At 45.1% G+C, this 24,137-nt stretch carries 23 protein-coding genes and 1 pseudogene; 16 read left to right on the forward strand and 8 right to left on the reverse strand.

The genetic code is table 11. The annotated features are described in order from the left end of the window. Nucleotides 1-123: 123 nt before the first annotated feature. The gene (locus ITG10_RS19400; protein ID WP_017631485.1) at nucleotides 124-2,196 is read right to left on the reverse strand and encodes an alkyl sulfatase dimerization domain-containing protein; all 2,073 of its coding nucleotides are present in this window, start codon (nucleotides 2,194-2,196) and stop codon (nucleotides 124-126) included. A gap of 189 nt (nucleotides 2,197-2,385) precedes the next feature. On the opposite strand from ITG10_RS19400, the gene ITG10_RS19405 reads away from it, so the two are divergent. Further along, on the forward strand, nucleotides 2,386-3,300 hold the full coding sequence (locus ITG10_RS19405; protein ID WP_017631486.1) for a LysR family transcriptional regulator: 915 nt from the start codon (nucleotides 2,386-2,388) through the stop codon (nucleotides 3,298-3,300). A 99-nt stretch (nucleotides 3,301-3,399) separates the two neighbouring features. Here the strand turns inward: ITG10_RS19405 and ITG10_RS19410 are convergent, their stop codons facing one another. Further along, nucleotides 3,400-4,239: a DMT family transporter gene (locus tag ITG10_RS19410; RefSeq protein ID WP_017631487.1), complete on the reverse strand. Its 840-nt coding sequence runs from the start codon at nucleotides 4,237-4,239 to the stop codon at nucleotides 3,400-3,402. Nucleotides 4,240-4,505: 266 nt separating this feature from the next. Here ITG10_RS19410 and ITG10_RS19415 point away from each other — a divergent pair, with 266 nt between their 5' ends. Continuing rightward, complete coding sequence (locus ITG10_RS19415) at nucleotides 4,506-4,895, forward strand: VOC family protein (protein ID WP_017631488.1); 390 nt, start codon at nucleotides 4,506-4,508, stop codon at nucleotides 4,893-4,895. A gap of 51 nt (nucleotides 4,896-4,946) precedes the next feature. Next, nucleotides 4,947-5,471 (forward strand): hypothetical protein, encoded by a 525-nt coding sequence (locus tag ITG10_RS19420; protein ID WP_017631489.1) that lies wholly within the window; start codon nucleotides 4,947-4,949, stop codon nucleotides 5,469-5,471. A 55-nt stretch (nucleotides 5,472-5,526) separates the two neighbouring features. Here the strand turns inward: ITG10_RS19420 and ITG10_RS19425 are convergent, their stop codons facing one another. Further along, complete coding sequence (locus ITG10_RS19425; RefSeq protein WP_017631490.1) at nucleotides 5,527-6,441, reverse strand: DMT family transporter; 915 nt, start codon at nucleotides 6,439-6,441, stop codon at nucleotides 5,527-5,529. Nucleotides 6,442-6,677: 236 nt separating this feature from the next. On the opposite strand from ITG10_RS19425, the gene ITG10_RS19430 reads away from it, so the two are divergent. The 3 genes from ITG10_RS19430 (at nucleotide 6,678) to ITG10_RS19440 (ending at nucleotide 9,963) form a co-directional block, all read left to right on the forward strand. Further along, a complete protein-coding gene (locus ITG10_RS19430) occupies nucleotides 6,678-8,117 on the forward strand; it encodes a 6-phospho-beta-glucosidase (RefSeq protein WP_017631491.1) in 1,440 nt (479 codons plus the stop codon). 110 nt (nucleotides 8,118-8,227) lie between these two features. Continuing rightward, a complete protein-coding gene (locus tag ITG10_RS19435; protein WP_017631492.1) occupies nucleotides 8,228-9,226 on the forward strand; it encodes a substrate-binding domain-containing protein in 999 nt (332 codons plus the stop codon). A 176-nt stretch (nucleotides 9,227-9,402) separates the two neighbouring features. Next, on the forward strand, nucleotides 9,403-9,963 hold the full coding sequence (locus tag ITG10_RS19440; RefSeq protein ID WP_017631493.1) for a sugar O-acetyltransferase: 561 nt from the start codon (nucleotides 9,403-9,405) through the stop codon (nucleotides 9,961-9,963). 123 nt (nucleotides 9,964-10,086) lie between these two features. Here the strand turns inward: ITG10_RS19440 and ITG10_RS19445 are convergent, their stop codons facing one another. Beyond that, entirely contained in the window at nucleotides 10,087-11,274 is a 1,188-nt protein-coding gene (locus ITG10_RS19445; protein ID WP_017631494.1) for an MFS transporter, read from the reverse strand. A 163-nt stretch (nucleotides 11,275-11,437) separates the two neighbouring features. Between ITG10_RS19445 and ITG10_RS19450 the strand changes: the two genes are divergently transcribed. The 3 genes from ITG10_RS19450 (at nucleotide 11,438) to ITG10_RS19460 (ending at nucleotide 15,084) form a co-directional block, all read left to right on the forward strand. Continuing rightward, nucleotides 11,438-12,319: a LysR family transcriptional regulator gene (locus ITG10_RS19450; protein WP_017631495.1), complete on the forward strand. Its 882-nt coding sequence runs from the start codon at nucleotides 11,438-11,440 to the stop codon at nucleotides 12,317-12,319. 171 nt (nucleotides 12,320-12,490) lie between these two features. Next, complete coding sequence (locus tag ITG10_RS19455) at nucleotides 12,491-13,639, forward strand: S-(hydroxymethyl)glutathione dehydrogenase/class III alcohol dehydrogenase (protein WP_017631496.1); 1,149 nt, start codon at nucleotides 12,491-12,493, stop codon at nucleotides 13,637-13,639. Nucleotides 13,640-13,803: 164 nt separating this feature from the next. After that, the gene (locus ITG10_RS19460) at nucleotides 13,804-15,084 is read left to right on the forward strand and encodes a dicarboxylate/amino acid:cation symporter (protein ID WP_017631497.1); all 1,281 of its coding nucleotides are present in this window, start codon (nucleotides 13,804-13,806) and stop codon (nucleotides 15,082-15,084) included. 80 nt (nucleotides 15,085-15,164) lie between these two features. On the opposite strand, the gene ITG10_RS19465 is transcribed toward ITG10_RS19460, so the two are convergent. The 3 genes from ITG10_RS19465 to ITG10_RS19475 form a co-directional block, all read right to left on the reverse strand. Next, the gene (locus tag ITG10_RS19465) at nucleotides 15,165-15,455 is read right to left on the reverse strand and encodes a putative quinol monooxygenase (protein ID WP_026084316.1); all 291 of its coding nucleotides are present in this window, start codon (nucleotides 15,453-15,455) and stop codon (nucleotides 15,165-15,167) included. 224 nt (nucleotides 15,456-15,679) lie between these two features. After that, nucleotides 15,680-16,177, reverse strand: a complete 498-nt coding sequence (locus ITG10_RS19470; protein WP_017631499.1) for a hypothetical protein — start codon at nucleotides 16,175-16,177, stop codon at nucleotides 15,680-15,682. Between the two features lie 139 nt (nucleotides 16,178-16,316). Continuing rightward, nucleotides 16,317-16,850: a dihydrofolate reductase family protein gene (locus ITG10_RS19475; protein ID WP_017631500.1), complete on the reverse strand. Its 534-nt coding sequence runs from the start codon at nucleotides 16,848-16,850 to the stop codon at nucleotides 16,317-16,319. A 94-nt stretch (nucleotides 16,851-16,944) separates the two neighbouring features. Here ITG10_RS19475 and ITG10_RS19480 point away from each other — a divergent pair, with 94 nt between their 5' ends. Both ITG10_RS19480 and ITG10_RS19485 read left to right on the forward strand, forming a co-directional pair. Further along, entirely contained in the window at nucleotides 16,945-17,514 is a 570-nt protein-coding gene (locus ITG10_RS19480) for a TetR/AcrR family transcriptional regulator (protein WP_017631501.1), read from the forward strand. Nucleotides 17,515-17,720: 206 nt separating this feature from the next. Further along, the gene (locus ITG10_RS19485; RefSeq protein ID WP_017631502.1) at nucleotides 17,721-19,253 is read left to right on the forward strand and encodes a phospholipase D family protein; all 1,533 of its coding nucleotides are present in this window, start codon (nucleotides 17,721-17,723) and stop codon (nucleotides 19,251-19,253) included. Between the two features lie 121 nt (nucleotides 19,254-19,374). On the opposite strand, the gene nfsA is transcribed toward ITG10_RS19485, so the two are convergent. Continuing rightward, nucleotides 19,375-20,097 (reverse strand): oxygen-insensitive NADPH nitroreductase, encoded by a 723-nt coding sequence (gene nfsA / locus ITG10_RS19490; protein WP_017631503.1) that lies wholly within the window; start codon nucleotides 20,095-20,097, stop codon nucleotides 19,375-19,377. 244 nt (nucleotides 20,098-20,341) lie between these two features. Between nfsA and ITG10_RS19495 the strand changes: the two genes are divergently transcribed. The 5 genes and pseudogenes from ITG10_RS19495 to ITG10_RS19510 all read left to right on the forward strand — a co-directional run bounded on the left by ITG10_RS19495 (nucleotide 20,342) and on the right by ITG10_RS19510 (nucleotide 24,112). Then, the gene (locus ITG10_RS19495; protein WP_026084317.1) at nucleotides 20,342-21,325 is read left to right on the forward strand and encodes an HAD family hydrolase; all 984 of its coding nucleotides are present in this window, start codon (nucleotides 20,342-20,344) and stop codon (nucleotides 21,323-21,325) included. A 158-nt stretch (nucleotides 21,326-21,483) separates the two neighbouring features. Beyond that, nucleotides 21,484-22,172: pseudogene (locus ITG10_RS19500) on the forward strand (aspartate/glutamate racemase family protein). 238 nt (nucleotides 22,173-22,410) lie between these two features. Next, nucleotides 22,411-22,533 carry a hypothetical protein gene (locus ITG10_RS26370; protein ID WP_258182976.1) on the forward strand — a complete coding sequence of 41 codons (123 nt, stop codon included), beginning with the start codon at nucleotides 22,411-22,413 and terminating at the stop codon, nucleotides 22,531-22,533. Nucleotides 22,534-22,785: 252 nt separating this feature from the next. Further along, nucleotides 22,786-23,022, forward strand: coding sequence for a YdcH family protein (locus tag ITG10_RS19505; RefSeq protein ID WP_017631507.1), 237 nt, complete (start codon nucleotides 22,786-22,788; stop codon nucleotides 23,020-23,022). A 193-nt stretch (nucleotides 23,023-23,215) separates the two neighbouring features. Beyond that, nucleotides 23,216-24,112 (forward strand): LysR family transcriptional regulator, encoded by an 897-nt coding sequence (locus ITG10_RS19510; RefSeq protein WP_017631508.1) that lies wholly within the window; start codon nucleotides 23,216-23,218, stop codon nucleotides 24,110-24,112. Nucleotides 24,113-24,137 lie beyond the last annotated feature (25 nt).

A 24,137-nucleotide genomic window follows, 5' to 3' on the forward strand; every position in this document is an offset into this window, starting at 1 on the left:
CAACTACGATGCAATAAACAAGAAAGCCCCGACCAAAGGTTGGGGCTTGTTTTTATGTTCTTTATAGAACGTTTTTTCTAGCTAACTGCTTGTTGTTTTTATTAGGTTTAATGTATCGGGCGTTTAATGAGCGTGCACAGCAGAATCTTGGTATAGCTCAGCGTCTACTTCTTCGCCTTTATTCGGACGTGGGACAATCTCAAAAGAGGTGTCAGCTTCTGTTAGTGAAGACAACAGCTTGTTCAAAGACGACTTGTCACCTTTCACGCCTGCTTGTCCTTTTTCTAAAAGCTGATTGAGTGTGGTTTTCTTCAACACGATGTCAGACACGTCTGATTTATTGATGATCAGTGTGGTGTCAGCCTCTTGTAGTTCGCTCACTTGAATGTTGTTTAGGTTGCCGTTCGACATCTCTACATAGTAGAACTCTTTCACGTCAGGCAGCTGAATGTTCATGGTGAAGGGAGTGTCTTGCGCCTTCAATGAATCCACTTTTACTGCTAAATAGTCGAGTAGATTTTCGATGGTCATGTTCGCCAAGACATCTGGAGATGCTGTTTTCGGTGCGCCGGGTTGTGTGCCGATACGCAGCTCTTGTGCACCTGTCAGGTAGATGTTTCTCCAACCTGCACCTTCAGATTGATAACCCAGTTGCTCGTAAGTATCGGCCAGTAGGCCACGCGCGACTTTGTTTTCTGGCTCAGCTTGAACAACCTTGTTCAATGCCGTTGCGACAAAGCGGTATTCACCTTGTTTAAAGTCTTTTTGCGCTTTTTCAATCACAGCATCGCTGCCACCCATGTATTCCACAAACTTAACCGACTCCGGGTGAATTTGTAGCGGGTTCAGGTTCGCAGGGTTCATGTCGAAGTAGCCAAGGTACATGTTGTACACGGCGCGAGCGTTATGCGAATAAGTACCATGGTAACCATTGGTGTGCCAAGATTGTTGAATGCTGTCTGGCATCACTTTGTAGATCTCGTCACCGATGTCTTGCAAAACTACGCCATTATTCGCTAAACGAAGGGTTTGGTTGTGAGTAAAACCGTACGCGTCACGCTGCATCTTTAGGTAATCAGAGATCTCTTGCTCGCCCCAAATAGGGGATGAGTGAGAAGCAAACAACACCTCGGTTTCTTCGCCCCAAGTCACCAACATTTCGTTGATTTTCTTAGACCACTTCAAACCATCACGCACCTTTGCGCCGCGCAAAGTATAAAGGTTGTGCATGCCTTGGTAAGTCAGTTCGCCCGTCCAAAGTGCCTTCATGCTTGGGATATACGTCACCATTTCAGAGGCGGCTTCAGTGCCCGAGGCATCCATGAATTGCATCTCTAGGCCGTCGATAACCAGCGTCTCAATTTCTTCGTTATGGTTCAGTTCGTAATCTGGCAATACGTAAGTAATGGTGCCAGTTGACAAGCCTTTCGCGAGTGCTGCATCCACAATACCGTGTTCATGGCGATTCAGTGTCGCACCATATTGATAAGCAGTACGGCGAGACATTGCGTTACCTGCTAATACGTTTTCATCTACGATTTCTTTAGTGATGTTTTTAGAGCCATACACTTTTACATCTGGATAGGCTTCTTTGATCGCTCTCGCGCCGCCAAAGTGATCGGCGTGTGAGTGGGAATAGATCATCGCGACGATAGGTAAATTACCGCCCTCAGGGACATTCTTTTGGAAGAAATTGAGTGATTTCTCCGCCGACTCTTTAGTAAGTAGAACATCATAAGCGATCCAACCGTTATCACTGCGGATGAAAGAGATAGACGCTAAATCGGCACCGCGAACTTGGTAAACCTTACCTGGGACAACCTCATACAGGCCTTCGGCAGCTTGGTTCAATACCGCTTGTCGCCACAATGATGGGTTGACGGAGTCTGGCGCTTTGTCTGCGTTGGTGACACTGGGTTCGATAAAGTTGAAGCTGTTACGGATGATATCGCCAGTTTCTTGGTCGAAGCTTGCGATCAGACCTCTGTTGTTATTGTCGAAGGCGCGCGTGTCTGAGTAGTTCAGCGTTTTCGCAAACTCTTGGTTGGCTTGTGCCGTCATCTCGGTCGCGTCTTTGCCACCTTGATCGCCAATCTCACTAAAGTGTGCATGGTCATGATTCGCTGCAATGGATGGGAATGCAAGAGAGATTGCAAGGAACAGGGATGCGTTCTTGAAAGTACGTGAAGTTGTCATTAGCGCCTCTTCAATTCTAATTTCGTTTCGATGAGGAAATTGTATGACTAACACATATAGCAAAAAATAAAGTAAGCTTTATTTAACACATCACGAACTGTTATGTGTTGTACGCTTTATCAGTGACCTATTGAAAACCGAACCTTGTCGTATGCTCGATACGACCTCAAGCGAACATGGAGAGTAGCCGTGAGTGATGTTGAAAAGTTAGACCTGAATTTACTGAGCGTGTTCTTGGAAGTGTATCGATTAAAGTCGATTACCTTAGCCTCGGAATCCCTTGGTATGACTCAACCTGGAGTGAGCGGTGCATTGAAGAGACTGCAATCTCAACTGGATACCGATCTCTTTATTCGCGAAGGGCGCGGGATCACTCCGACCAATGCGGCAGTGCAATTGGCAATCCGAGTTGAACCTGCCTTAGAAGGGATAACCAGCGCGGTCAGTACGCTAAAGCAGTTCGATAATCAGCAGCATCATGTGTTTCGTATTCTGGTTAACGAGATCGGTCTCACCAAGCTTCAACCTCTTGTCGAGCAAGATGATACGCTGGGTAATATCTCAATCGAGTTCAATATGGTGCCAAATAACGAAGAAGAGTTATTGCAGAGCTTGAGCATGCAGCAGGCGGATTTAGCGATTGATGTTCACTACCCGCAAGTGAATGGCTACATGAAACAACCTGTGATTGAAGATGAACTGGTACTCATTGCGAGAAAAGGTCACCCTAGAATCAATGGCTCGGTCAACGAAGAGCAGTATTACAACGAGAAGCACATTACTTTTCGGATGCGTCGTACTCGTTTGTATACGGCGGATTACTTCACCAAGTCGCCACTCAAGCAACGTAAGGTCAGCGCCGAGTGTGACTCGCTGATGACCATGTGTGTATTGGTGTCGGGCTCAGATTGCGTAGGCAGTACATCGCGTGATTTTGCTAATCAGTTTGCAGAAGCCTTCCAACTGCAAGTGCTAGATCAGCCGTTTGAAATTCTTCCAATGCAGCAATATATGATTTGGCATAAGCGAACCGATGTGAACTCGGCTCATCAATGGTTGCGAAACAAAATTCAGCAGTACATGAACAAGTCTGCAATCAATTAAATCTCTAGATAACACTAATAAAAACGGCCTCGAAAATGAGGCCGTTTCTGTCTCTGATTGTTCCACTTTTATTGCTTTAAAGGCGGAATTGATTCGAGTCTAACTCGCTTTTTGTCGGCGTTTTTCACGCGCGTTTTTGATCATCTGAGCTGGCGATAAGCCCGTCACCAACATAGTACCTGTGATAACGAGAATTGAACCAACCACTGTGTTGATACCAATCGCTTCATCTAAGAATAAGTTCCCCCAAAGGATACCAAACACTGGAATCAAGAAGGTGACTGACAGTGCCGAAGGCGCACCAAGTTCATTGATGAGGTTGAAATAAAGTAGGTACGCTAGCCCGGTACAAACAGCACCCAACAAGATGACCGACGTGGTAATCGTGAGATCGGGGGCTTCTCTCATCGGAATGAAGAACACAAATGGCAATACGATTAATACCGCCGCCCACATACTGCCGTGCGCGTTATTGAAGGCTTCTACTTTTGGCGCTGTCTTGGTGTAGTTAGAGGCAATACCGTAACTAAACGCCGCCATAACTGCGGCAAAAATAGGAATAATTGCTTCCTGCCCAATGTTCATCGCATCCCAACCGACCAATACGCATACGCCTGTGACGCCGATACCTAATCCGAGTAATACCTTGCTTTCAAGCGCCGTTTTTGTCCAAATCGCCCCGATGATCGCTGCCCAAATTGGCGCTGTGGAGTTAAGAATGGCAAGGGTCGACGCATTGAGTGTTTGAGCCGCATAAGCGAAAAACAGAAAAGGAAGCGCGGTGTTAAACAACCCAAGAATGAAAAAGTGCTTAGCGTGGGCATTAAAAGAGAGCTTCCTTTTCAGATAAAAAGAAACCAAGAGTAGGGTGATTGCTGCGCACAAAACTCGCGCTTCAATAAGGACTGCTGGGCCTAAAGGGTTAGCCGCAATTCTCATGAAAAGGAACGAGCCTCCCCATATTGCAGCTAGCATGATCAGTTTTAAAAAGCTCACAGTGTAAATCTCGGATTGTGTAAAAACCCGACTATGGATCAAAGCTATGTATTACACAAACTTAGATGTTAATACTGTGCAGCTAATTGTTGTTATTTTGCTAATTCAACCGTTCCTTAAATAGGAACATCTTTGATGCATTCTGTTCTGTTTATCCTTCCTTATTTGGCGAGTAATCTAGTGTCATACGTAAACATTAGGTGATAATAATGAAGATTGAACATATCGCGATTTGGACCAAACAACTCGAAGTACTTAAACGCTTTTATGAAGATTACTTTGGTGCGACATCTAACCAGAAATACCACAACCCAACCAAAGGTTTCTCGTCTTACTTCTTGTCTTTTGAGAGTGGTAGCCGCTTAGAGATCATGGAAATGGATTCGGTTCCTGAATCGAAAGATGACATCTATGACCAATTCACTGGTTTCATTCATATGGCGATTTCATTGGGTTCAGAGCAAGCAGTCGATGAACTGACTAGCCGCTTAGTTGAAGAGGGTTATGAGCGCTTAGATGGGCCAAGAAGAACCGGTGATGGTTATTATGAGAGCTGTGTACTCGATCCTGATGGTAATCGCTTGGAACTTACCGTTTAATGTAGAGACTTAATGGAGTTACTCATCTAAGAACGGAACTGAGGTATTACTATGATGAAGCGTGCTGTGACTTTTCTTTTTAGTCTTGGGCTTATGGGATGTGCTACCTCAGAACCGGTTTATGAGCCAGAGACTGACCCTAAGCCTGAACCATCACAGCCAATAGGCTACCTCGGCTTTAAAGCTCATCAAGAGTGGGCGATTAAATTCAATGACTGCACCGTTTATGATTTAACAAGCGCACAGCCCTACCAATGGTTTGACCGTACTTCAGAGTCTGTCAGCTGTTATACGTTTAAGCCAAGCGACGCTATCGAGCCTATGCTGGTTTATTCCAATGCTGACTTCAACAGCAACAAACTTACCCCGATTAATCGTTTCCAAGAACTGCAAGTATCAGAATCAGGTTGGGGCAGCTTTCCTATCGTCTATGAGACAAGCGGTACTAATTGGCTGAGAGTCAAAGAGGGTTGGATTCACCTCACTTTAGCCGATCAAACGCTCGTACAGTTCTATCCTGGCACTCAAGACCAATCAGCTAAATCACAACACGACCAGTATTTCGAGCAGCATTGATGTTGGGATAACAAATAGCCCCTATCAAATGTGAAGGGGCAAATTAAGTCGTGAATTACTGAGCTTTCTTTCGCTTGATTACAAAGGGCATAACCGCACTGAAAACGATCACCGCTGCGCCAATCAACGCCAAGCTGTTTGGTAATTCTGCGAATAGCAGATACCCAAGAATCATTGAGTAGATCATTTGTGAATATTCGACATTCGATACCACGTTCGCTTCTCCCCACTTGTAGGCAGTGACGCCAAACCATTGGCCGATGGAAGAAATCACGCCGACCAACACCAATAAAGCGAGTTCAGACCATGTTGGCCATTGCCATTCAATGATCGCAGGGATAAGGGTGACGGCTCCAACAAAGATCGCTTGATAAGCCAGCACCACAACCTTAGATTCGATATTCGCCATTTTTCTTACGCAGATAACGGCAATTGCTGCGCCTAACGCAGCCACCAAGCCTGTTCCAACGTAGAACAGAGATTCGCTCTCTAGGGTCGGCTGCACAACCAACATCACCCCAGTAAATCCGACTAATATGGTTGTCATTCGTGTCCAACCAACGTTTTCTTGTAGGAACAGACGGGAAATGACCGCCACAAACAATACCTTCATGAAGCCTAACGCCGTCGCATCGGCAAATGGAATGTTACTCACGGTTAAGAAGCTAAAGTATAGCGCGATGAACGCTCCAGTGACGCGCCATACATGCATCGACACCATCTTAGGGTTGAGCATCGCATTCATATTACTGACGATAGAAGGCATCAGTAGGGTGACAAAAACCAACTGCCGGAATAACAATATTTGGAAAATATCGATGGTCTGGCTGAGCTCTCGCACAATCACGCCGACTAAAATAAACAGCGCGTTTGAGATTAAAGCGAGTGCAATTCCTTTTGCGGGATCGGATAGTCCGTCGAAAAATGAAAGCAGCGGACGAGGCACTGCGAAGGAACGATGAATAGACATAACACACCTCTTGATGAATGGGTGCTGAGCATAAAGCCTACACTGGTAGACGGGTCAAACACGGTTTTCACTTTTTCGAACGCGCCAAATTTATCTTTTGGATCAAAAAAAGATCAAAAAGGCATTGTTGAAACCGGTTTCAATGTGTATCTTTGCTTTTATTGAAATCGGTTTCAGAGTTGAGGTTGCTTCTCTAATCCCGATCTTTTCACGAACAACTTGTAGCGAGTAATGGTATGAATAACGAATTTCCAAACGATTTTTTATGGGGTGGTGCGGTTGCGGCGCATCAGCTAGAAGGCGGCTGGGATGCGAATGGTAAAGGTGTGAGTGTGGTTGATGTGTTAACGGCAGGCGCTCATGGTGTTCAACGTCGAATCACCGATGGTGTGATCGACGGTGAAAACTACCCAAACCAAGTGGCGGTTGATTTCTACCATCGTTACAAAGAAGACATTAAGTTATTTGCTGAGATGGGCTTTAAGTGTTTCCGCACTAGTATCGCGTGGACGCGCATTTTCCCGAATGGTGATGAAGCCGAGCCGTGTGAAGCGGGCTTAAAATTTTACGATGACCTGTTTGATGAGCTATTGAAATACGATATCCAACCTGTTGTCACGCTGAGCCACTTTGAAATGCCTTACCATCTAGCCAAAGAATACGGTGGCTGGATGAATCGCAAAGTGATCGACTTCTTCGTTAAGTACTCCACCACGGTGATGGAGCGTTATCAGCACAAAGTGAAGTACTGGATGACCTTTAACGAGATCAATAACCAAATGAATACATCAGCAGACATCTTCGGTTGGTTATGCTCTGGCGTGAAGTTCCCGCAATGCGAAAAGCCGCAAGAGGCTATGTATCAAGCGGTTCACCACCAGTTTGTTGCGAGTGCGTTGGTGGTGAAGAAAGGTCACGAGATCAACCCAGAGCTTCAGATCGGTGCAATGTGTGCGATGGTGCCTTTTTACCCTCGTTCTTCTAAGCCAGAAGATATCATGGCGGCACAGCAAGCGATGCGTGATCGCTACTTCTTCTCGGATGTGATGGTTCGTGGTCACTACCCGAGCTACGCAAAACGCGATTGGGCCATCAAAGGCTTTAATATTGAAATGCAGCCTGAAGATGAGCAGATCCTAAAAGAGGGTAAAGCCGATTACTTAGGCTTTAGTTACTACATGTCGAACACCTTGGACTCGTCTTCTCACCAATCTACTGATGAAGCGATGGACGGCGGCCATGAAAACTCGGTTGATAATCCGTTCATCCAGTCTAGCGACTGGGGCTGGCCGATTGATCCAACAGGTTTGCGTTTCTGTTTAGCTTCTCTTTATGAGCGTTATGAAGTGCCATTGTTCATCGTTGAAAATGGTTTTGGCGCGGTTGATACCATTGAAGAAGATGGCAGCATCAATGATGACTACCGCATTGCTTACCTTGGCGACCACATTAAAGAGATGAAAAAAGCGGTTGCGATTGATGGCGTTGACCTGATGGGTTATACCCCTTGGGGCTGTATCGATTTGGTGTCGTTCACCACTGGTGAGATGAAAAAGCGCTACGGATTCATTTACGTAGATAAGCACAACGATCAATCCGGTTCTTTAGAGCGCAAACGCAAGAAGTCGTTTGAGTGGTATAAAGGTGTGATTGCATCTAACGGTGCCACTATTTAGAATGCGTTGTGCTGCGTAGTTACACGTAATATAAAGTTATACGCAATATGAATTAGCATTAAATTAGTCGGCTTATGTCGGCTAATTTTTTATATGAGGAAAAGAAGTAAATGGTCACAATGCTTGATGTCGCGAACCGCGCGGGTGTATCAAAGTCGACGGTTTCTCGTGTCTTAAACGGCAAGAATATCGTGCGCCCAGATGTGGTGAAAAAGGTATTTGATGCGATTCAAGAAACAGGCTATCGACCAAACCTGCTAGCTCAGCAATTGGCGACCAAGAAGACCAATTTCATAGGCTTTGTTATCACTAATGAGCTATTCAACGGACCTTACTTCTCTTCCTTGATGTATCACGCCGCTTCTTACAGCGAAAAATCGAACCACCAATTGGTGATCACCGATGGTAAACACAGCGCTGAAGACGAAAGAAAGGCGATCAATTTCCTACTCGATATGAAATGCGCTGGCATCATCATTTATCCGCAATGTCTAACAGAAAGCGAGATAGCTCAGATCATCGAAAGTACTGATACGCCAATTCTTGTGCTTAACCGAGAAATGCCGTCGAAGCCCAATCATGCTATTACCACCGACCACTATCAGAGCGCTTGTTTGATGGTTGAACACATCATCGAGCAGGGTCATACCGATATTGCTGTGATTCGTGGTAAAGCCGGTTCTTCGACTGATGAGTTGCGTTACCAAGCCTATCAAAATGTGCTAACTAAACAGGGTATTGCATTGGATGAGTCCAAGGTTGTTCAAGGTGATTGGACGATGGAAAGCGGCTATCACACGGCTCAGGCTCTGGTAAAAAGCAAAGCAAGCTTCACTGCGATCTTGTCTGAAAACGATGACATGGCGATTGGTGCGATTAAGGCGTTAACTGAACTGGGATATTCACTGCCTGAAGACATCTCTATTGTCGGATTTGATAACAGCAAAGTCGGTGCATTTTTAACGCCAAGCCTTACTTCGGTGAGTGTTCCATTAGAGCAAATGACGCAAAAAGCGATTCTGCAAATCGTCGGTGAAACTGAGAAAGCACAAGCCTTAGATACGACGGGCAGTTTAGTGATTCGTGATTCAGTCGCTCAGCGTATTTAAGCTCAATTAACAGAGAGTAGATTTCATAGTTAGCCTACAAAAAGTGATGGGCTACACATCTCTGAAATCGAGCTCAAACCTTGCTTACTCCGTTTTATTAGATGTGCGATATTGCGTTTTTTGGTCGATGTGTTGACCATTATTAGGTAAGCAATGTGAAAGAGTAGGTAAGTAACGTGAAAACAGAAAAACAAAAAATGCTAGCAGGTGAACCATATCAGGCTTGGGATGAAGAGCTTTATTCAGCTCGTATCGAATGTCGTAAGGTGCTTCAAAGACTCAATAACAGTATTCCTGACACACCTGAGTGGGAAGCAGCAACTCAAGAGCTGATTCCGGGCTGTGAAAATGCGCATTTAGAACCTCCATTTCGTTGTGATTACGGCTCGAACATCAAGCTGGGCAAGAACTTCTACGCCAACTTTAACTGCGTGATTTTAGATGTGGCTGAAGTCTCCATTGGTGACAATGTGCTGCTTGGTCCTAATGTACAAATCCTTACCGCAGGCCACCCACTCGATGTGAAAGGCCGAGTTGAAGACGGCGTTGAGTTCGGTACTCCGATTAACGTTGGCGACAATGTTTGGCTTGGTGGTGGTGTCATCATTTGCCCCGGCGTCACCATTGGCAAGAACAGCGTGATTGGCGCTGGAAGTGTGGTGACCAAAGACATCCCAGATAATGTGGTTGCGGTCGGTAACCCGTGTAAGGTTCTGAAAGCGATCGATAACGAGTAAGCATCAGATTTAAATGATAAAGCCCGAACTTAGATTCGGGCTTTGTTTTTTCTATTCTTGTTAGATGTTAGATGTTAGATGTTAGATGTTAGATGTTAGATGTTAGATGTTAGATGTTAGATGTTAGATGTTAGATGTAGCGACTTGTTGAGTCTGCTTCTTGTCTAATAGACCACTGAATCGAGTCAATCCAAGAGCAATTAAAACAATCACAGCGCCGACCCACGGGGTGTTCATTAATCCAGATTCTGCAACAATCAAGCCTCCGCCCCAAGAGCCTACAGCGATACCGACATTGAAAGCTGCAATATTGAGTCCAGATGCCACATCTACTGCGTCTGGTGTGTATTTCGCTGCCAGTTTAACAACATACACTTGTAGCCCCGGTACGTTGCCAAATGCGAATGCACCCCAAACCAAAATGGTAGCCACTGATGCGTATGGGTTAACTGCCGTGAAGTTAAACACAACCAGTACCGCAGCTAGACCAGAAAAGATAACCGTCAGCGCTTTGATTGGTCCCATTTTGTCAGCCATCTTACCACCCCAGATGTTACCTACCGCGACGGAAACTCCGTAAACCAACATGATTAGGCTGATAGAGCTGGAATCAAAGCCCGACACGTTTTCAAGTATTGGAGCAAGGAAGGTAAAGGCTGTGAATGTGCCGCCATATCCCAGTGCTGTGATTGCATAAACCAATAACAGTCTTGGCTGAGTCAGAACTTTTAGTTGAGCTGATAACTTAGCCGCTGGTGGTTGTTTTAGGTTGTTAGGTACTAATAATGCACTGCCAATCAAAGCGATTAAGCCTAGTAGAGCAACGATCAAGAAGGTCGCTTGCCAGCCAAAAGTCTGGCCAATATAAGTACCTAGTGGCACGCCTGTTACTAGAGCAACCGTTAATCCAGTAAACATGATTGCTATTGCGCTCGCGGCTTTGTCTTTTGAAACCAATCCAGTCGCGATGGTTGAGCCAATCGAGAAGAATACACCGTGTGCAAGGCCGGTGAGAATACGTGCGGCAATCAAGGTGTTATAGCCAGGAGCCTGCCATGCCAGTAAGTTCCCGACAACAAACAGAGACATTACGGTTAGCAGCACTGCTTTGCGATTCCATTTTCCCGTTAACACAGTGAGTACTGGCGCGCCAATCGCAACGCCTAGAGCGTACAAGCTCACTAATAATCCCGCTGATGGCAGTGATACATTTAAGTCGGCCGCCATCGTTGGTATAAAGCCAACAATAACAAACTCTGTGGTTCCAATGGCAAAGGCGCTGAGCGTCAATGCAAGTAAAGCTAGAGGCATGATTATTTCTCTCAAAGGTTATTCTTAAAGTGGAGCCGATTTACTGGCTCGTTTTGTTGGCGAGGATTATGAGAGAAATATCCTTTGCCAAAAACAGTGTGATTAACAAATTACTTTTGTTATAAATGCAATAGTTATTCTGTTCTTGGTGTAGGAGATTCCCGTGTTAACGCGATCGGATGATTTAGAAATTATGCTTACTGTCGTTGATAGCGGTGGCTTTTCTGCAGCGGCGCAGACGCTCGATATCCAAGTGGCTCGCGTCTCTCGAAGTGTCAGTCGAATTGAGAGTCAGTTGGGTGTTTCTCTCTTCAATAGAACCACTCGTCGAGTTGAACTGACGGAAGAGGGGCGACAGTTTGTTGATTCTGTTAGGTTGGGTTTGCAGATGATCCAGAGTGCTGAAGAGGAAATCGTATCGCGCGGTGAATTACCAAAAGGACGTTTGCGAGTCGATGCCGCTAGCCCATTTGTGTTCCACCAGTTAGTGCCGATAGTGGGCGAGTTTAATGAGGCTTACCCTGATATCGAGCTCGAGCTAACCTCAAATGAAGGATTTGTGGATTTAATCGAGAAACGAACCGATGTCGCTATACGCATAGGAAAATTAACGGACTCCACACTCCACGCTCGGCCATTGGGGAAGAGTCTTCTCTATATGGTGGCTTCCCCTGAGTATCTTGCTAAGCGCGGAATCCCTCAAAAGTTCGAAGAGCTTTCTAGTCATCATACTGTTGGCTTTACTGGTGCCAAGGTGTTGAATCACTGGCCACTGCCAAACCAAAACTTCGTAGAACCAACCATGACAGCAAGCAACGGTGAGACTGTGCGCCAATTGGTATTAGCAGGTAATGGTATCGCTTGTTTATCTGGCTTTATGGTGCAGCAAGATATTGCTGAAGGGCGATTGATTCCGGTATTGGAACATTTGAAGCTGAATGATACAGACCGAGAGCGAGTCAATGCGGTGTTCTACAAATCATCGTCGGTATCTAAGCGTATCTCTGCGTTTATCGATTTTATTCAGCCTAGGCTAACCCTTTGATTCACAGTTAGACGAAGTTAATCTCGCCACTTATTATTACTAATACGTAATAATTATTTCCAAAAACAGGGGATTATCAAAGCTGATATCCCTACCTATACTAGCCCCGACAAAACGAGAGAGCGATAACCAACAAGCTCAACGTTGACTGGCTAATATAGGAAATATCACATGACTATCGAAATCAAACCTGGTCAAACTCATATCCAATCTAAAGCTATGGTTGCTTGGAAAGCGGGTGAGCCGCTAAAGCGTGAAACGGTTGACGTTGAACTGCCAAAGGCTGGCGAAGTACTTGTTCGTATCGTTGCTACTGGTGTTTGTCACACTGACGCATTCACTCTTTCAGGTGACGATCCAGAAGGTATCTTCCCTTCTATCCTTGGTCACGAAGGTGGCGGTATCGTTGAAATGGTTGGCGAAGGCGTAACAAGCGTTGAAGTTGGCGACCACGTTATCCCACTTTACACAGCTGAGTGTGGCGAATGTAAATTCTGTAAGTCTGGTAAAACTAACCTTTGCCAAGCAGTTCGTGAAACTCAAGGTAAAGGCCTAATGCCAGATGGCACAAGCCGTTTCTCTATCAACGGTGAGCCAATTTTCCACTACATGGGTTGTTCTACTTTCTCTGAGTACACAGTACTTCCAGAAATCTCATTAGCGAAAGTAAACAAAGAAGCACCTCTTGAGGAAGTTTGTCTTCTAGGTTGTGGCGTAACCACTGGTATGGGTGCGGTACTAAACACAGCTAAAGTTGAAAAAGGCGACACAGTTGCTGTATTCGGCCTAGGCGGTATCGGTCTTTCTGCAATCATCGGTGCTCGTATGGCTGGTGCAAGCAAAATCATCGGTGTTGATATCAACGAGAGCAAATTCGAGCTAGCAAAACAACTTGGCGCGACTGACTGCATCAACCCAATGAACTACGACAAGCCAATCCAAGACGTTATCGTTGAGATGACAGACGGTGGTGTTGATTACTCATTCGAATGTATCGGTAACGTAAACGTGATGCGTCAAGCTCTTGAATGTTGTCACAAAGGTTGGGGTGAATCAGTTGTGATTGGTGTTGCAGGTGCAGGTCAAGAGATCTCAACTCGTCCGTTCCAACTAGTAACAGGTCGTGTATGGCGAGGTTCTGCTTTCGGTGGTGTTAAAGGCCGCTCTGAACTTCCAGAAATCGTAAACCGTTACATGGCGGGTGAGTTCGGACTACAAGAGTTCATCACTCACACTATGGGTCTTGAAGACGTAAACGAAGCATTCGAACTAATGCACAAAGGCGAGTCTATCCGTACTGTTCTACACATGGATAAATAGCCTTAAATCTTAAACCTCATCTGGTTTTCTTAAAGTCCGTTAGATCAAATCTAGCGGACTTTATTTTTTCCTAGGCATGCTTTACCAAGGAATATTTTTATTAAAGGTTGTTCCCTTTAATAAAGGTATCTGAATTGTCCTACAGGGTTACTGGAATTGTCCTTATGTTGACTAAACTTCGCCACTCTTTACCTCTACAGTTAATGCTAGCAGCTTTGCTTGCATGGCTTTTTGCACAACTTATTGCTTCAACCTCTGGCATTACCCAAACGGGGTGGTATCAGTTCTTAATGCTTGGCAAAACTACCTATATCGGCTTGCTCAAAATGGTCGTTGGGTTAGTGGTTTTATTCTCGTTATTGCAGGGCATAACAAGCATTGGCTCGATAACTCGATTGAAGCAAATTGGCCGCAATACCGTACTTTTTTATAGCTTCACGACGTTGATAGCCATCTCTTTGGGCTTGGGTGCTTCACTGCTGTTGCCTGCTTGGGAGCCTTTAACCAGCGTTGCTACGATTGGAGACGACGTTCAGCTTATAAGCGAAGATGCGGCAGGTGGCGCTGCGATTGCCAGCAAGCTTTTTAGTATGGCACTCGTGAACCCAGTAGCGGCGTTAACCAATGGTAACTTGCTCGCGATTGTCGTGTTCTCATTTATGTTGGGTATTGCTCTACTTTCTTCATTACCAGAAAAACACCCGATTTTTGAAGTGCTTAATGGCTTGAACAAGAGCATCAATACCATTGTTGGTTGGATAATTCGTTTAGCTCCGCTAGCGGTTTTCGCCATTGTTCTCGATTTTACCGTTCGTGGTGGTGAATCACTGTTTGAGCAATTGGCACTGTTTGCTTTGCTCGTGTTTGTGCTGACTTTGATTCACGGAGCGATTGTCTTACCGACTATTGCGAAGGTGATGACTGGGATTCGCAATAGCACCCTATTTAAAGGTATCTCGGCACCGATGGCGATGGCGTTCGCAACGTCATCAAGCTCTGCTACTTTGCCACTGGCGATGCAGAGCGCAGAAGAAAAGCTCGGCGTATCGCAAAGTACAAGTAGCATGGTGTTGCCACTTGGCGCGGTGATGAACATGGATGGTACGGCACTTTTCGAAGGTGTTGCAGCAATCTTCTTGGCTCAACTGTTTGGTGTTGACCTCACGACTTCTGGCTTGGTGATGATCTTTATTATGGCGATGGTCTCTTCTGTGGGTGCACCGGGTATGCCATCTGGATCTATGTCTGGCATGCAGCTGGTGTTATTGGCCGCAGGTATACCACTGGAAGCGATCGCGATTCTGCTGATTATTGAACGTCCGTTAGATACATTCCGTACGGCAGTTAATGTTGAAGGTGACATGATTGCTGCACTGGTCGTGGATAAATGGCAGAAACAACAAAAGACAGTGCTTGAGCCTACACTGAGCGAGTCTGTAGCTTAGGAATATCAAGTTCAATGAAAAAGCCCGTTCAGGTATTCCGAACGGGCTTTTTGTTGTTTGTTAATGTGCGCAGTCAATGACTAACCGATTTTCGTCATCTCATTCAGTGTGAATGACGCCACACAACCTTCCGTTGCAGCCATGTACTCAGCAAGGTGAGTATTACCCATGTGTGTTTGCCAAAGTTCGCGAGACGTCCAGTTTTCGTAGAAAGTGAAATGCGCAGGGTTTTCGTTGTTTTGGTGAAGGTCGTAGTTGATGCAACCTTCTTCAGCACGAGTGATATCAATCAGCTTTAGCAGTTCTGCTTTAACCAATTCAATTTTGTCTTCGTTAGCGACGATGTTTGCGATGATAGTCAGTTGAGTCATGTTCATTACCTATATTATTTGATTCACCGAGGTGGTGCTGTTCTTTGCCACAGGGGTTATTAGCTCAAGAGCGGGTCTATGCTTGTTGAACCCTAGTCTGTGTCGATGGATAAATAATAGTAGGAATAGTCAAAACGATAAACCGCGCTACGTTTGAATTATTATCAAAAATTAATTGATAATAAATTGAGGTTTGTAGTCTATAGGGCGTAGGTGAATGAAGATTAAAACCCGCCAGCCCAAGCATCAAAGTCATCAATGTTGTCGAGTTCTTGCTGGCTTCTTGGGGCAGGGTAATAAGGTAGTGCTAATCTCACAACAGAAGGAAGCAGTTCCCATTCTGGCGTCATCTTTAGGCGTGTCAATTCGTCATTAAGGCGCACAAACATGTAGTAGCCATCGCTGTGAGTATTTGCATAACTTGCGACTGTGGCGATATCTCCAGAAGGTAACTTTACATCTCGGCCGAGTGGGTAGAGTTGGTGTAGCGCAAAGCTCACTTTCGGGTCTTGCAGCATGCCTTGTTTAAAGCGCTCAAGGCCAATGGCAGTTGAGGTGGTGCGAGGCTTCCAGCCTGTGAGGAACAAGCCACTCAAGCTATCTTGGAATGGCTTACCTTTTCGATTACCTTCATTGCTAATGAATTGAACCGTCAATTTGTCTCCTGATTCTTCCAGAATCTCTAAAAACTGTTCACCAGTGCGATCGACTAAAAGCTTCATAAGACCCAGATACCTTTAAGAATGAGATACGACAAATGCTACTACTTCAGGGGAGGTTTGTGTAGGGACGATAAAGGTTATCCAGCGTGAACAATGTTTTCGGTGTTGATCGCTACATAACCGTTATATGAACAGCAGCTTAACGCTTACGCAAGTAGTGAGTTTGTACAATCTCATCAAGGTAAGTCGTGACGCCTTTCAGTGTAAAGTCGAGAGGAGAAACTAAGTCACCAAACAAAGGGGAGCCGCCACCAAGAACGACAGGAATCGTCGAGATGATCAGCTCGTCAATCAGGTCTTCTTTCATGAAGTTTTGAATGGTAACGCCACCATCAATGTAAAGGTTGTTCATACCTTTGCCGTTCAGATCCTCGATGATCTGAGTGAGCTCACCCTTCACCAGGAACACTTTACCTTCCAGTTCCTTAGGCACTTCCGTTAAGGTGTTACTCAGCACATATACCGGTTTACTGTAAGGCCAATCAATACCGAAGCTCAACACCATATCCATCGTGTTACGGCCCATGACCAAAGCATCAATGCGATCAGTATGGGCATTGTAACCCATGTCATCGCTCTCTGGATTTGGGATCGCGTGTAACCAATCTAGGTCACCTTGTTTGTCTGCAATATAACCATCAAGACTCGCGCCGATAAAGACAATATTTGACATTTTTAACTCCGAAATTGAACAGGAACTTGGCAATCACACCGTAATAAATTAAAATATTCTACAGTGTAGAATATTGAGTTTAAGAGGTGGTGTTATGACTGTCAAGGATCAAAAGCGAGGTCGACCAAAGAGTGGAACAAGCCAACTCTGTGCAGAGAAGATCTTAGATACGGCCAAAAGTATGATGCGTGAAAGTGGCAAATTACCGAGTATTCGAGGGTTAGCGACAGAGCTCGGCGTGGATGCGATGGCGATATATCATTACTTCAAGAATAAAAATGATCTCTTGGAATCGATCACTGTGTCGTTGGTAGGAGAAGTTGCGCAGCCCCAACAAAACCAAGTGTGGCAAGAGAACCTTTATCAGCTCAGCGTGAGTTATCTGTCGGTATTGAATGACTATCGTGGGTTGCTCGAAACCCTGCTGACGATGAAATCTCTTGGGCCTGTTGAGGTGTTTAGCGAGCGCTTTGAAGCGGTAATGAGCCCTTTGAATCTCACATCAGAACAAACGGAAGACGCCCTTCATTTGCTGGTGGACTATCTGCATGGCTATGCGCTAGCACTCAACTGTAATCCAGATAGAACGGAAATTACGGTTGAGATGGTGAGAAAGCCGTTAGGCCTTTACTGCTTAGGTATCGAACAGCTGAGAGCGCAGTAATTTCAGAACAAAGATGAAGGTTTCAGGGCGCGGTTTAGTGATGTGCTGCTCACGATGAAGTACTGATGTTTCATTTATAGTGAACAATTACCTATAAATTTCAGGCTTTAGCAGTAATAATCTATGAATAGACCTGAACAGCTTGTGAGTCGAACAGCTTTCGGGACAGTTTCTAAAGACGTCATCGTGAAAAGGAAGTCAGACACATGCCTGTGCTCCAACGCATCAGTTTAACCTTAATTTTGGCCGCTATTTTGGGCGGCTGTTCTTCATTACCTGAAGGCATCGACCACCCTGCAGAACCGTACACCTCTTATGGACCAAGCACTTTGTCGGTTTTAGCGGATGAATATCAACCACAAGCATCAGAGCTGGCAACTACCGCCGTTCGTTTACAAGAGTCCGGCTGGGATGCACTAGCACAGCGTCTGGCATTGGTTGAAAGTGCAGAACACACCATCGATATTCAATATTACATCTGGAACTCTGACGAATCTGGTAGGTACTTAGCGAGCCGTTTGTTAGCCGCAGCTGATCGTGGTGTTAAGGTGCGAGTCATGCTCGACGACATTAACCTCAACGAGCGTGAAGGCCTATTATCGGCACTGGATGCACACCAAAACGTCGAGATCCGAATCTTCAACCCAACACCAACACGCCGTGGTTTTAGTAAATGGTTGAGCTTCCTTGGTGATTTCTCTCGCCTAAACCGCCGTATGCACAACAAGTCGTTTACCGTCGATGGCACCTTGTCTGTGGTTGGTGGGCGTAACATTGGTGATGAATACTTCGACCTCTCTGACGAGATAAACTTCCGAGATCGTGATGTATTGGTGATGGGCTCAGTTGTTACCACGATCCAAACCAGCTTTATTGAATATTGGGACAGCCGTTGGTCTTACCCTGTCGCTATGTTGGGTGACGATGAGCAACCGGATCTGTCAAAAATTGACGATATCACCGTTCCACAATACAAAAACTCTCCAGAGTTACCATTAAATTGTGAAGCAGCAGATAGCTTGCTGAAAGAGGCGCTTGATGAGATGACTTGGGTGAATGCTCGTTTCGCTTACGATCGCCCTGTGCCTGTCGATTCAGACAATACTGATGAACCTAAAGCAACGGCGGTTCTGTTAGGCCAGCTAGCCAGTGAATCGAAACAAGAGATCTTGCTTGAGTCGGCTTACTTGGTATTCGATGACGGTCAGCTAGACGAGTGGCAAACGTTGAATAACGAAGGCGTTGAGATAAAGGCACTGACCAACTCAATGGCCTCTAATGACTTGGTGACCAATCACTCTGCTTACGCGGGTCGACGCTACGATATGTTAGAGCATGGCATCGACTTGTTTGAGTTAAAGCCAGACTCCAAGTTGTGTGAAGCATCTACCCAAGACGTGTCTAAATGTGCACCAGAGACAGCTTATGGCTTGCATGCTAAATCTGTCGTGTTTGACCGCAGTATTGCGAGTATTGGCTCATTTAACTTCAACCTGCGTTCGACCTACCTAAACACGGAATCGGTGCTAATCATCGAGAACAAAGCGATTGCTGAAACGCTAGCTGAAACCATCGAACAGGCGATGAGTGAAGATAACAGTTGGCGCTTGGAGCTGGAAGACGGTGACGTGTATTGGTACTCAGGTGACCAAAGTTGGGACAGCGAACCAGAAACCGGCAAGTGGGAACGCATGCAATCAGGCTTCCTACAGCTTCTCCCGATAGAGAAATATCTCTAAGAGAATCGACCTTATAGAAAAGAAAAATGTCAGCGCATAATACGCTGACATTTTTGTTTGTGATGACGAAAACGGAGCTCGTTCATCGGAATCTTTTTCTGTCTTTAGATCTGCTCTCGATCTATCGCTTAGTCAGCTGTTTACTGTTCAGGTAAGGCAGAATATGAGGGCGAGATTCACCAGACAGCTTTTGTGTGATCTGCTGTGACCAGCTGCTTTGCTTTTGATTGCTTGAGCGGTTTGCGTAGTAGCTCTGCATTGAGTCGTCGTAGCGAGAAATTTCGTCTAGGCTCAGCGGTTGGTATTGGTTTTCGTGCATGACTACGTGAGCAGGAAGGCGAGGTTTAACCTCAGGCTGCTGCGCAGGGTGACCTAAACACATACCAAATAGCACGGCCGTGTGTTGTGGAAGTTCCAGTAGCTCATCGACTTGTTGCGCGCTGTTACGCAAGCCACCGATGTATACGCCACCTAAACCAAGAGACTCCGCAGCCAGCATACAGTTCTGCGCCATGATGCCAGAATCGACAGAGCCAATCAGGGTTAGCTCGGTAAAGTCGGTTTTTACTTCTGGGTTAATCTGAGCGTGGCGTTGATAGTCGATACAGAACACCAAAAACTCGGCTGCACTCTCCACATAAGCTTGGTTGCCTGCATATTCTGCTAACAGTTTACGCTTCTCTTTGTTTGTCACTCTCACGATAGAAACAGCCTGCAATAAGCTCGATGACGACGCGGCAAGGCCTGCCTGAACAATTAAGTCGAGGTGCTGTTGTTCTATTGGTTGGTCCGTATATTGGCGAATGGAGCGATGCCCCAAAATGGTCTCAATCGTACTGTTCATAGCTCTCAGACTGTCCTTGTTTTTATGATGTCTTACAAATCACCATAACGACATTTGAGGTTGGGGTAAACCTCTACCTCAACAACAAGTTTGTTTTTGAACTAACCCTTGATGTTGGCTTTGCGTCGTAATACCAAGAGCAACATAAACACTGGTTATAGTGTTCATAAGTGGAAAATCAGAGTAGACCAACTAGGATGAATTACATTAAACCCGGTAATTAATTCAACAACATGGTAGTGCTATGAAGAAAATAACCCTTTTGTCCGTCGCGATTTTATCCAGTCTCTCTTTCTTATCTTTTGCTAAAGATTGTGACCCCAATTTGCTGCCATCTTGGAAGGACAGTGAGAGTAAATCCGCCATCGTCGACTTTGTGGGTCAAGCCACCAAAGCTGAATCTGATACGTTTGTGGCAATTGAAGATCGTATCGCAGTATTTGATAACGACGGTACGCTTTGGTCAGAAAAGCCTTACTACTTCCAATTGGCGTTTGCGTTGGACCGTGTAAAAGAGATGGCGCCAGAGCACCCTGAATGGAAAACGGAAGCACCGTTTAAGTTTGTACTTGAAGGGGATATTGAGAGCGTACTGGGCAGCGGTGAAGAAGGGTTATTGAAAATCATCATGGCGACACATTCTGGTATGACAGTTGAACAATACCAGCAAGACGTTAAGCAATGGTTAGCGGTAGCAAAAGACGAACGCTTTAATAAAGCGTACACAGATCTGACTTATCAGCCAATGAAAGAGATGCTGACCTACCTGCAAGATCATGATTTTAAAACTTACATTGTGTCGGGTGGTGGCGTTGACTTCATGAGAGCGTGGGCTCCGCAAGCTTACAATATCCCGCCAGAGCAGATTATTGGTAGCGCGCTTAAATACAACTACAGCTATAACGATGGCAAACCGACAGTAACGAAAGATTCGTCCATTTTGACGATTGATGATAAAGCCGGAAAGGTCACTAATATTCAGCATATTATCGGCAAGAAACCTATTCTAGCGGTCGGTAATTCAGATGGTGACCAAGCGATGATGCAATGGGCAACGAGCCAACCGAACTCAATGGCTATGATTGTTCACCATACCGATGCCGAGCGTGAGTGGCAGTACGATCGTAAGTCTCATGTTGGTAAGTTGGATAAAGCGCTAGATGAGGCGAATTCCAGAGAGGATTGGACACTGATCGACATGAAATCAGATTGGTGTGAGGTGTACTAACGCCAAGTTTTCCTTTGATAAAAGCACAAAGGCTCGGATTTTTGATTCGAGCCTTTTTTGTGAACGGAGGTTGAGGCTCGCTTTAAGCAAGAACGTACTATAAATTTTCAACGCATGACGCTTTAATCGGGATAGTCAGAAATTAAAGGAATAGAAAAATGAAAACGATCGGATTGCTTGGCGGCATGAGTTGGGAATCGACAATGAGCTACTATAAATCCATTAACGAGGGTGTAAAAGCCGCGCTTGGCGGGCTCAATTCTGCAAAGGTTTGTATGTATAGTGTGAACTTCGATGAGATAGAAAAGCTGCAGCACCAAGGTCGTTGGGCAGAGACTGCTGATATCTTATCGGACGCGGCTTTATCGGTAGAGAAGGGCGGGGCTGATTTCATTCTGATTTGTACCAATACTATGCATAAGGTCGTTCCTGAGATCGAAGAGAAGATCACGATTCCTATCTTGCACATCGCTGATACCACGGCGCAGAAGTTGCTTGAGCAGGGCGTGAAGAAAGTCGGATTACTCGGTACCGCTTTCACAATGGAACAAGATTTCTACAAAGGGCGCCTTAGCAATGAATTTGGAATCGATGTTTTCATTCCTGATGAGAGTGACCGAAAGCAAGTCCACAACATCATTTATCAAGAGTTGTGTCGAGGTGAAGTAAAAGAAGAATCTCGAGATGTATATCGTCAAATCATTGAGAAGCTAAGCCAACAAGGGGCTTGATTCTAGGATGTACTGAAATCGCGCTACTGATTCAACAGCAACACACCGATGTGCCACTGTTTGATACCACTGCCATCCATGCAGAAGCGGCAGTGCGTTTGGCGACGAGTGACTAGCTTATAGCGACTCATTTTTTAAATCCTCGTCATGGCTCCACAGCTATTCTTCTTTTACTTTGTGCGATTTTTATTCAGTTGAGTGAAAGTTTTTTGTACAAAAGCAGGTCGTTAATTAATGAAGCGATGCTTTGTTCATTAACCAAGGCTTTATCGGCAGGTAAGGCTTTTAGTTAATGGCTGAGGTATCCGCGCTTTTAAGCGCTATGCTTTAGTCATGACCAAAAGAGGATTTATTATGAAATGGCTTATCTTATCTGTAACGCTATTATTCGTGGCAGGATGCCAATCGACAGGGTCTCAAGAAGCACAAGTCGGTGACGACATGAACCGAGTTCATACTCAAGGGTGTAGTAGTTAACTCAACCTTGCCTGTGAGTATTTAATCGAGCTCTGTAGTTTTACAGAGCTTTTTATTGCTTAAATGGTGATGTGATGTGATGTGATGTGATGTGATGTGATGTGATGTGATGTTCATGTGCTTGTGAATATTAGGTTGGTTGTTTTATGTTCTATGCTGTGTACTGGATCTCATTTGTTATTTGAGTCCCTTGCTAAGGTAAATAATGAATATGTTTAATACCAATCACTTTACTCAACTTAAGAGGTTTCTATGCTAGGTGAAAATCATTCTCTTGTTCACGAATTTCCTGAAATGAAAGATAAAATTGCTGAGCTTGTTAAAACTGACGATGGCTTTGCAGCAGATATGAAGACGTACGACAACCTTGATAAAGAGATTCGTAAGCTTGAGTTGAAAGATTCACCCATTGATGACGGCTCGATGCACCAACTGAAACACGATCGTTCTGTACTTAAAGACGCACTGCACGCTCGCTTAACTGCTTAGTCAGTTGGCATTTGGCTTATCAGCTAAATGGCGAATTGCAGATTTAGATACTAAAAACTCCTTCGGGAGTTTTTTTCGTTTGGGCTCAATAATATGTCGACAATTAAACAGCGCTAATACGTTGTATTGTTATTTTAATAACGCATAATGAGGGTTACTGGTACACGATTTTTAAGATTTTATTGGTAATCACATGAATATTGAACACCTCAAATTGTTTGTTCGTTTAGCTTCCACACATAACATCAGTATGGCTGGCCAAGAGCTGGGTTTGTCGCCTGCGGTCGCTAGTTCGCACATCAGTAAACTCGAAGATAATTTGGGCGTTCGCTTAGTACACCGCACCACTCGTAAAGTGTCTTTAACAGAGGAGGGGGAGGCATTCTTACCTCACGCTGAAGAAGTGTTATCGAGTGTTGATGCTGCTAAATCGGCGGTTGGTGTGGGCTGTGACTCTCCAACGGGAACATTGCGCGTTACGGCATCTGCTTCTTTTGGGCGTTTGCACCTTGTTCCAACGTTGCCTGGCTTTCTTGAACGTTACCCGGGATTAAAAGTCGATTTCAGGCTCTCAGATTCTATGGTCGATCTTGTGGAAGGAGGTTTCGATATTGCGATTCGAATCTCCGAACTGAAAGACTCGACGTTGATCGCCCGAAAGCTCGCAACAGATAAGCGAGTGGTCTGTGCATCTCCAGATTATCTAATTAAATATGGTAAACCAGTCACACCTCAAGATCTCAACGACCATCAGTGTATTAGCTTGATTGGTTTAGAAAACTGGACCTTCAATACCGAAAGTGGGCCTAAGACGATTAAGGCATCTGGATCGTTCAGGGCTGATAATGGAGAAGCGCTTCGTGATGCTGCTATTGGTGGGATGGGTATCACGGTGACATCAAATTGGTGTGCTTATGAGCAACTTAAAAGCGGTCAACTGATTCAAATATTGGAAGACTACTCTTTAACATCAGAACCTGCGATTTGGGCTGTGTACCCAAGCACAAGGTTGCTTGCACCAAAGGTAAGAGCCTTCATTGACTACTTCTCTGAGTATTATGGTAATCCGCCATATTGGGAACAAAAGTAGAGACAAATCGATTTAACGAAAAAGC

The organism is Vibrio sp. ED004 (assembly GCF_023206395.1).
Taxonomy (GTDB): Bacteria; Pseudomonadota; Gammaproteobacteria; order Enterobacterales; family Vibrionaceae; genus Vibrio.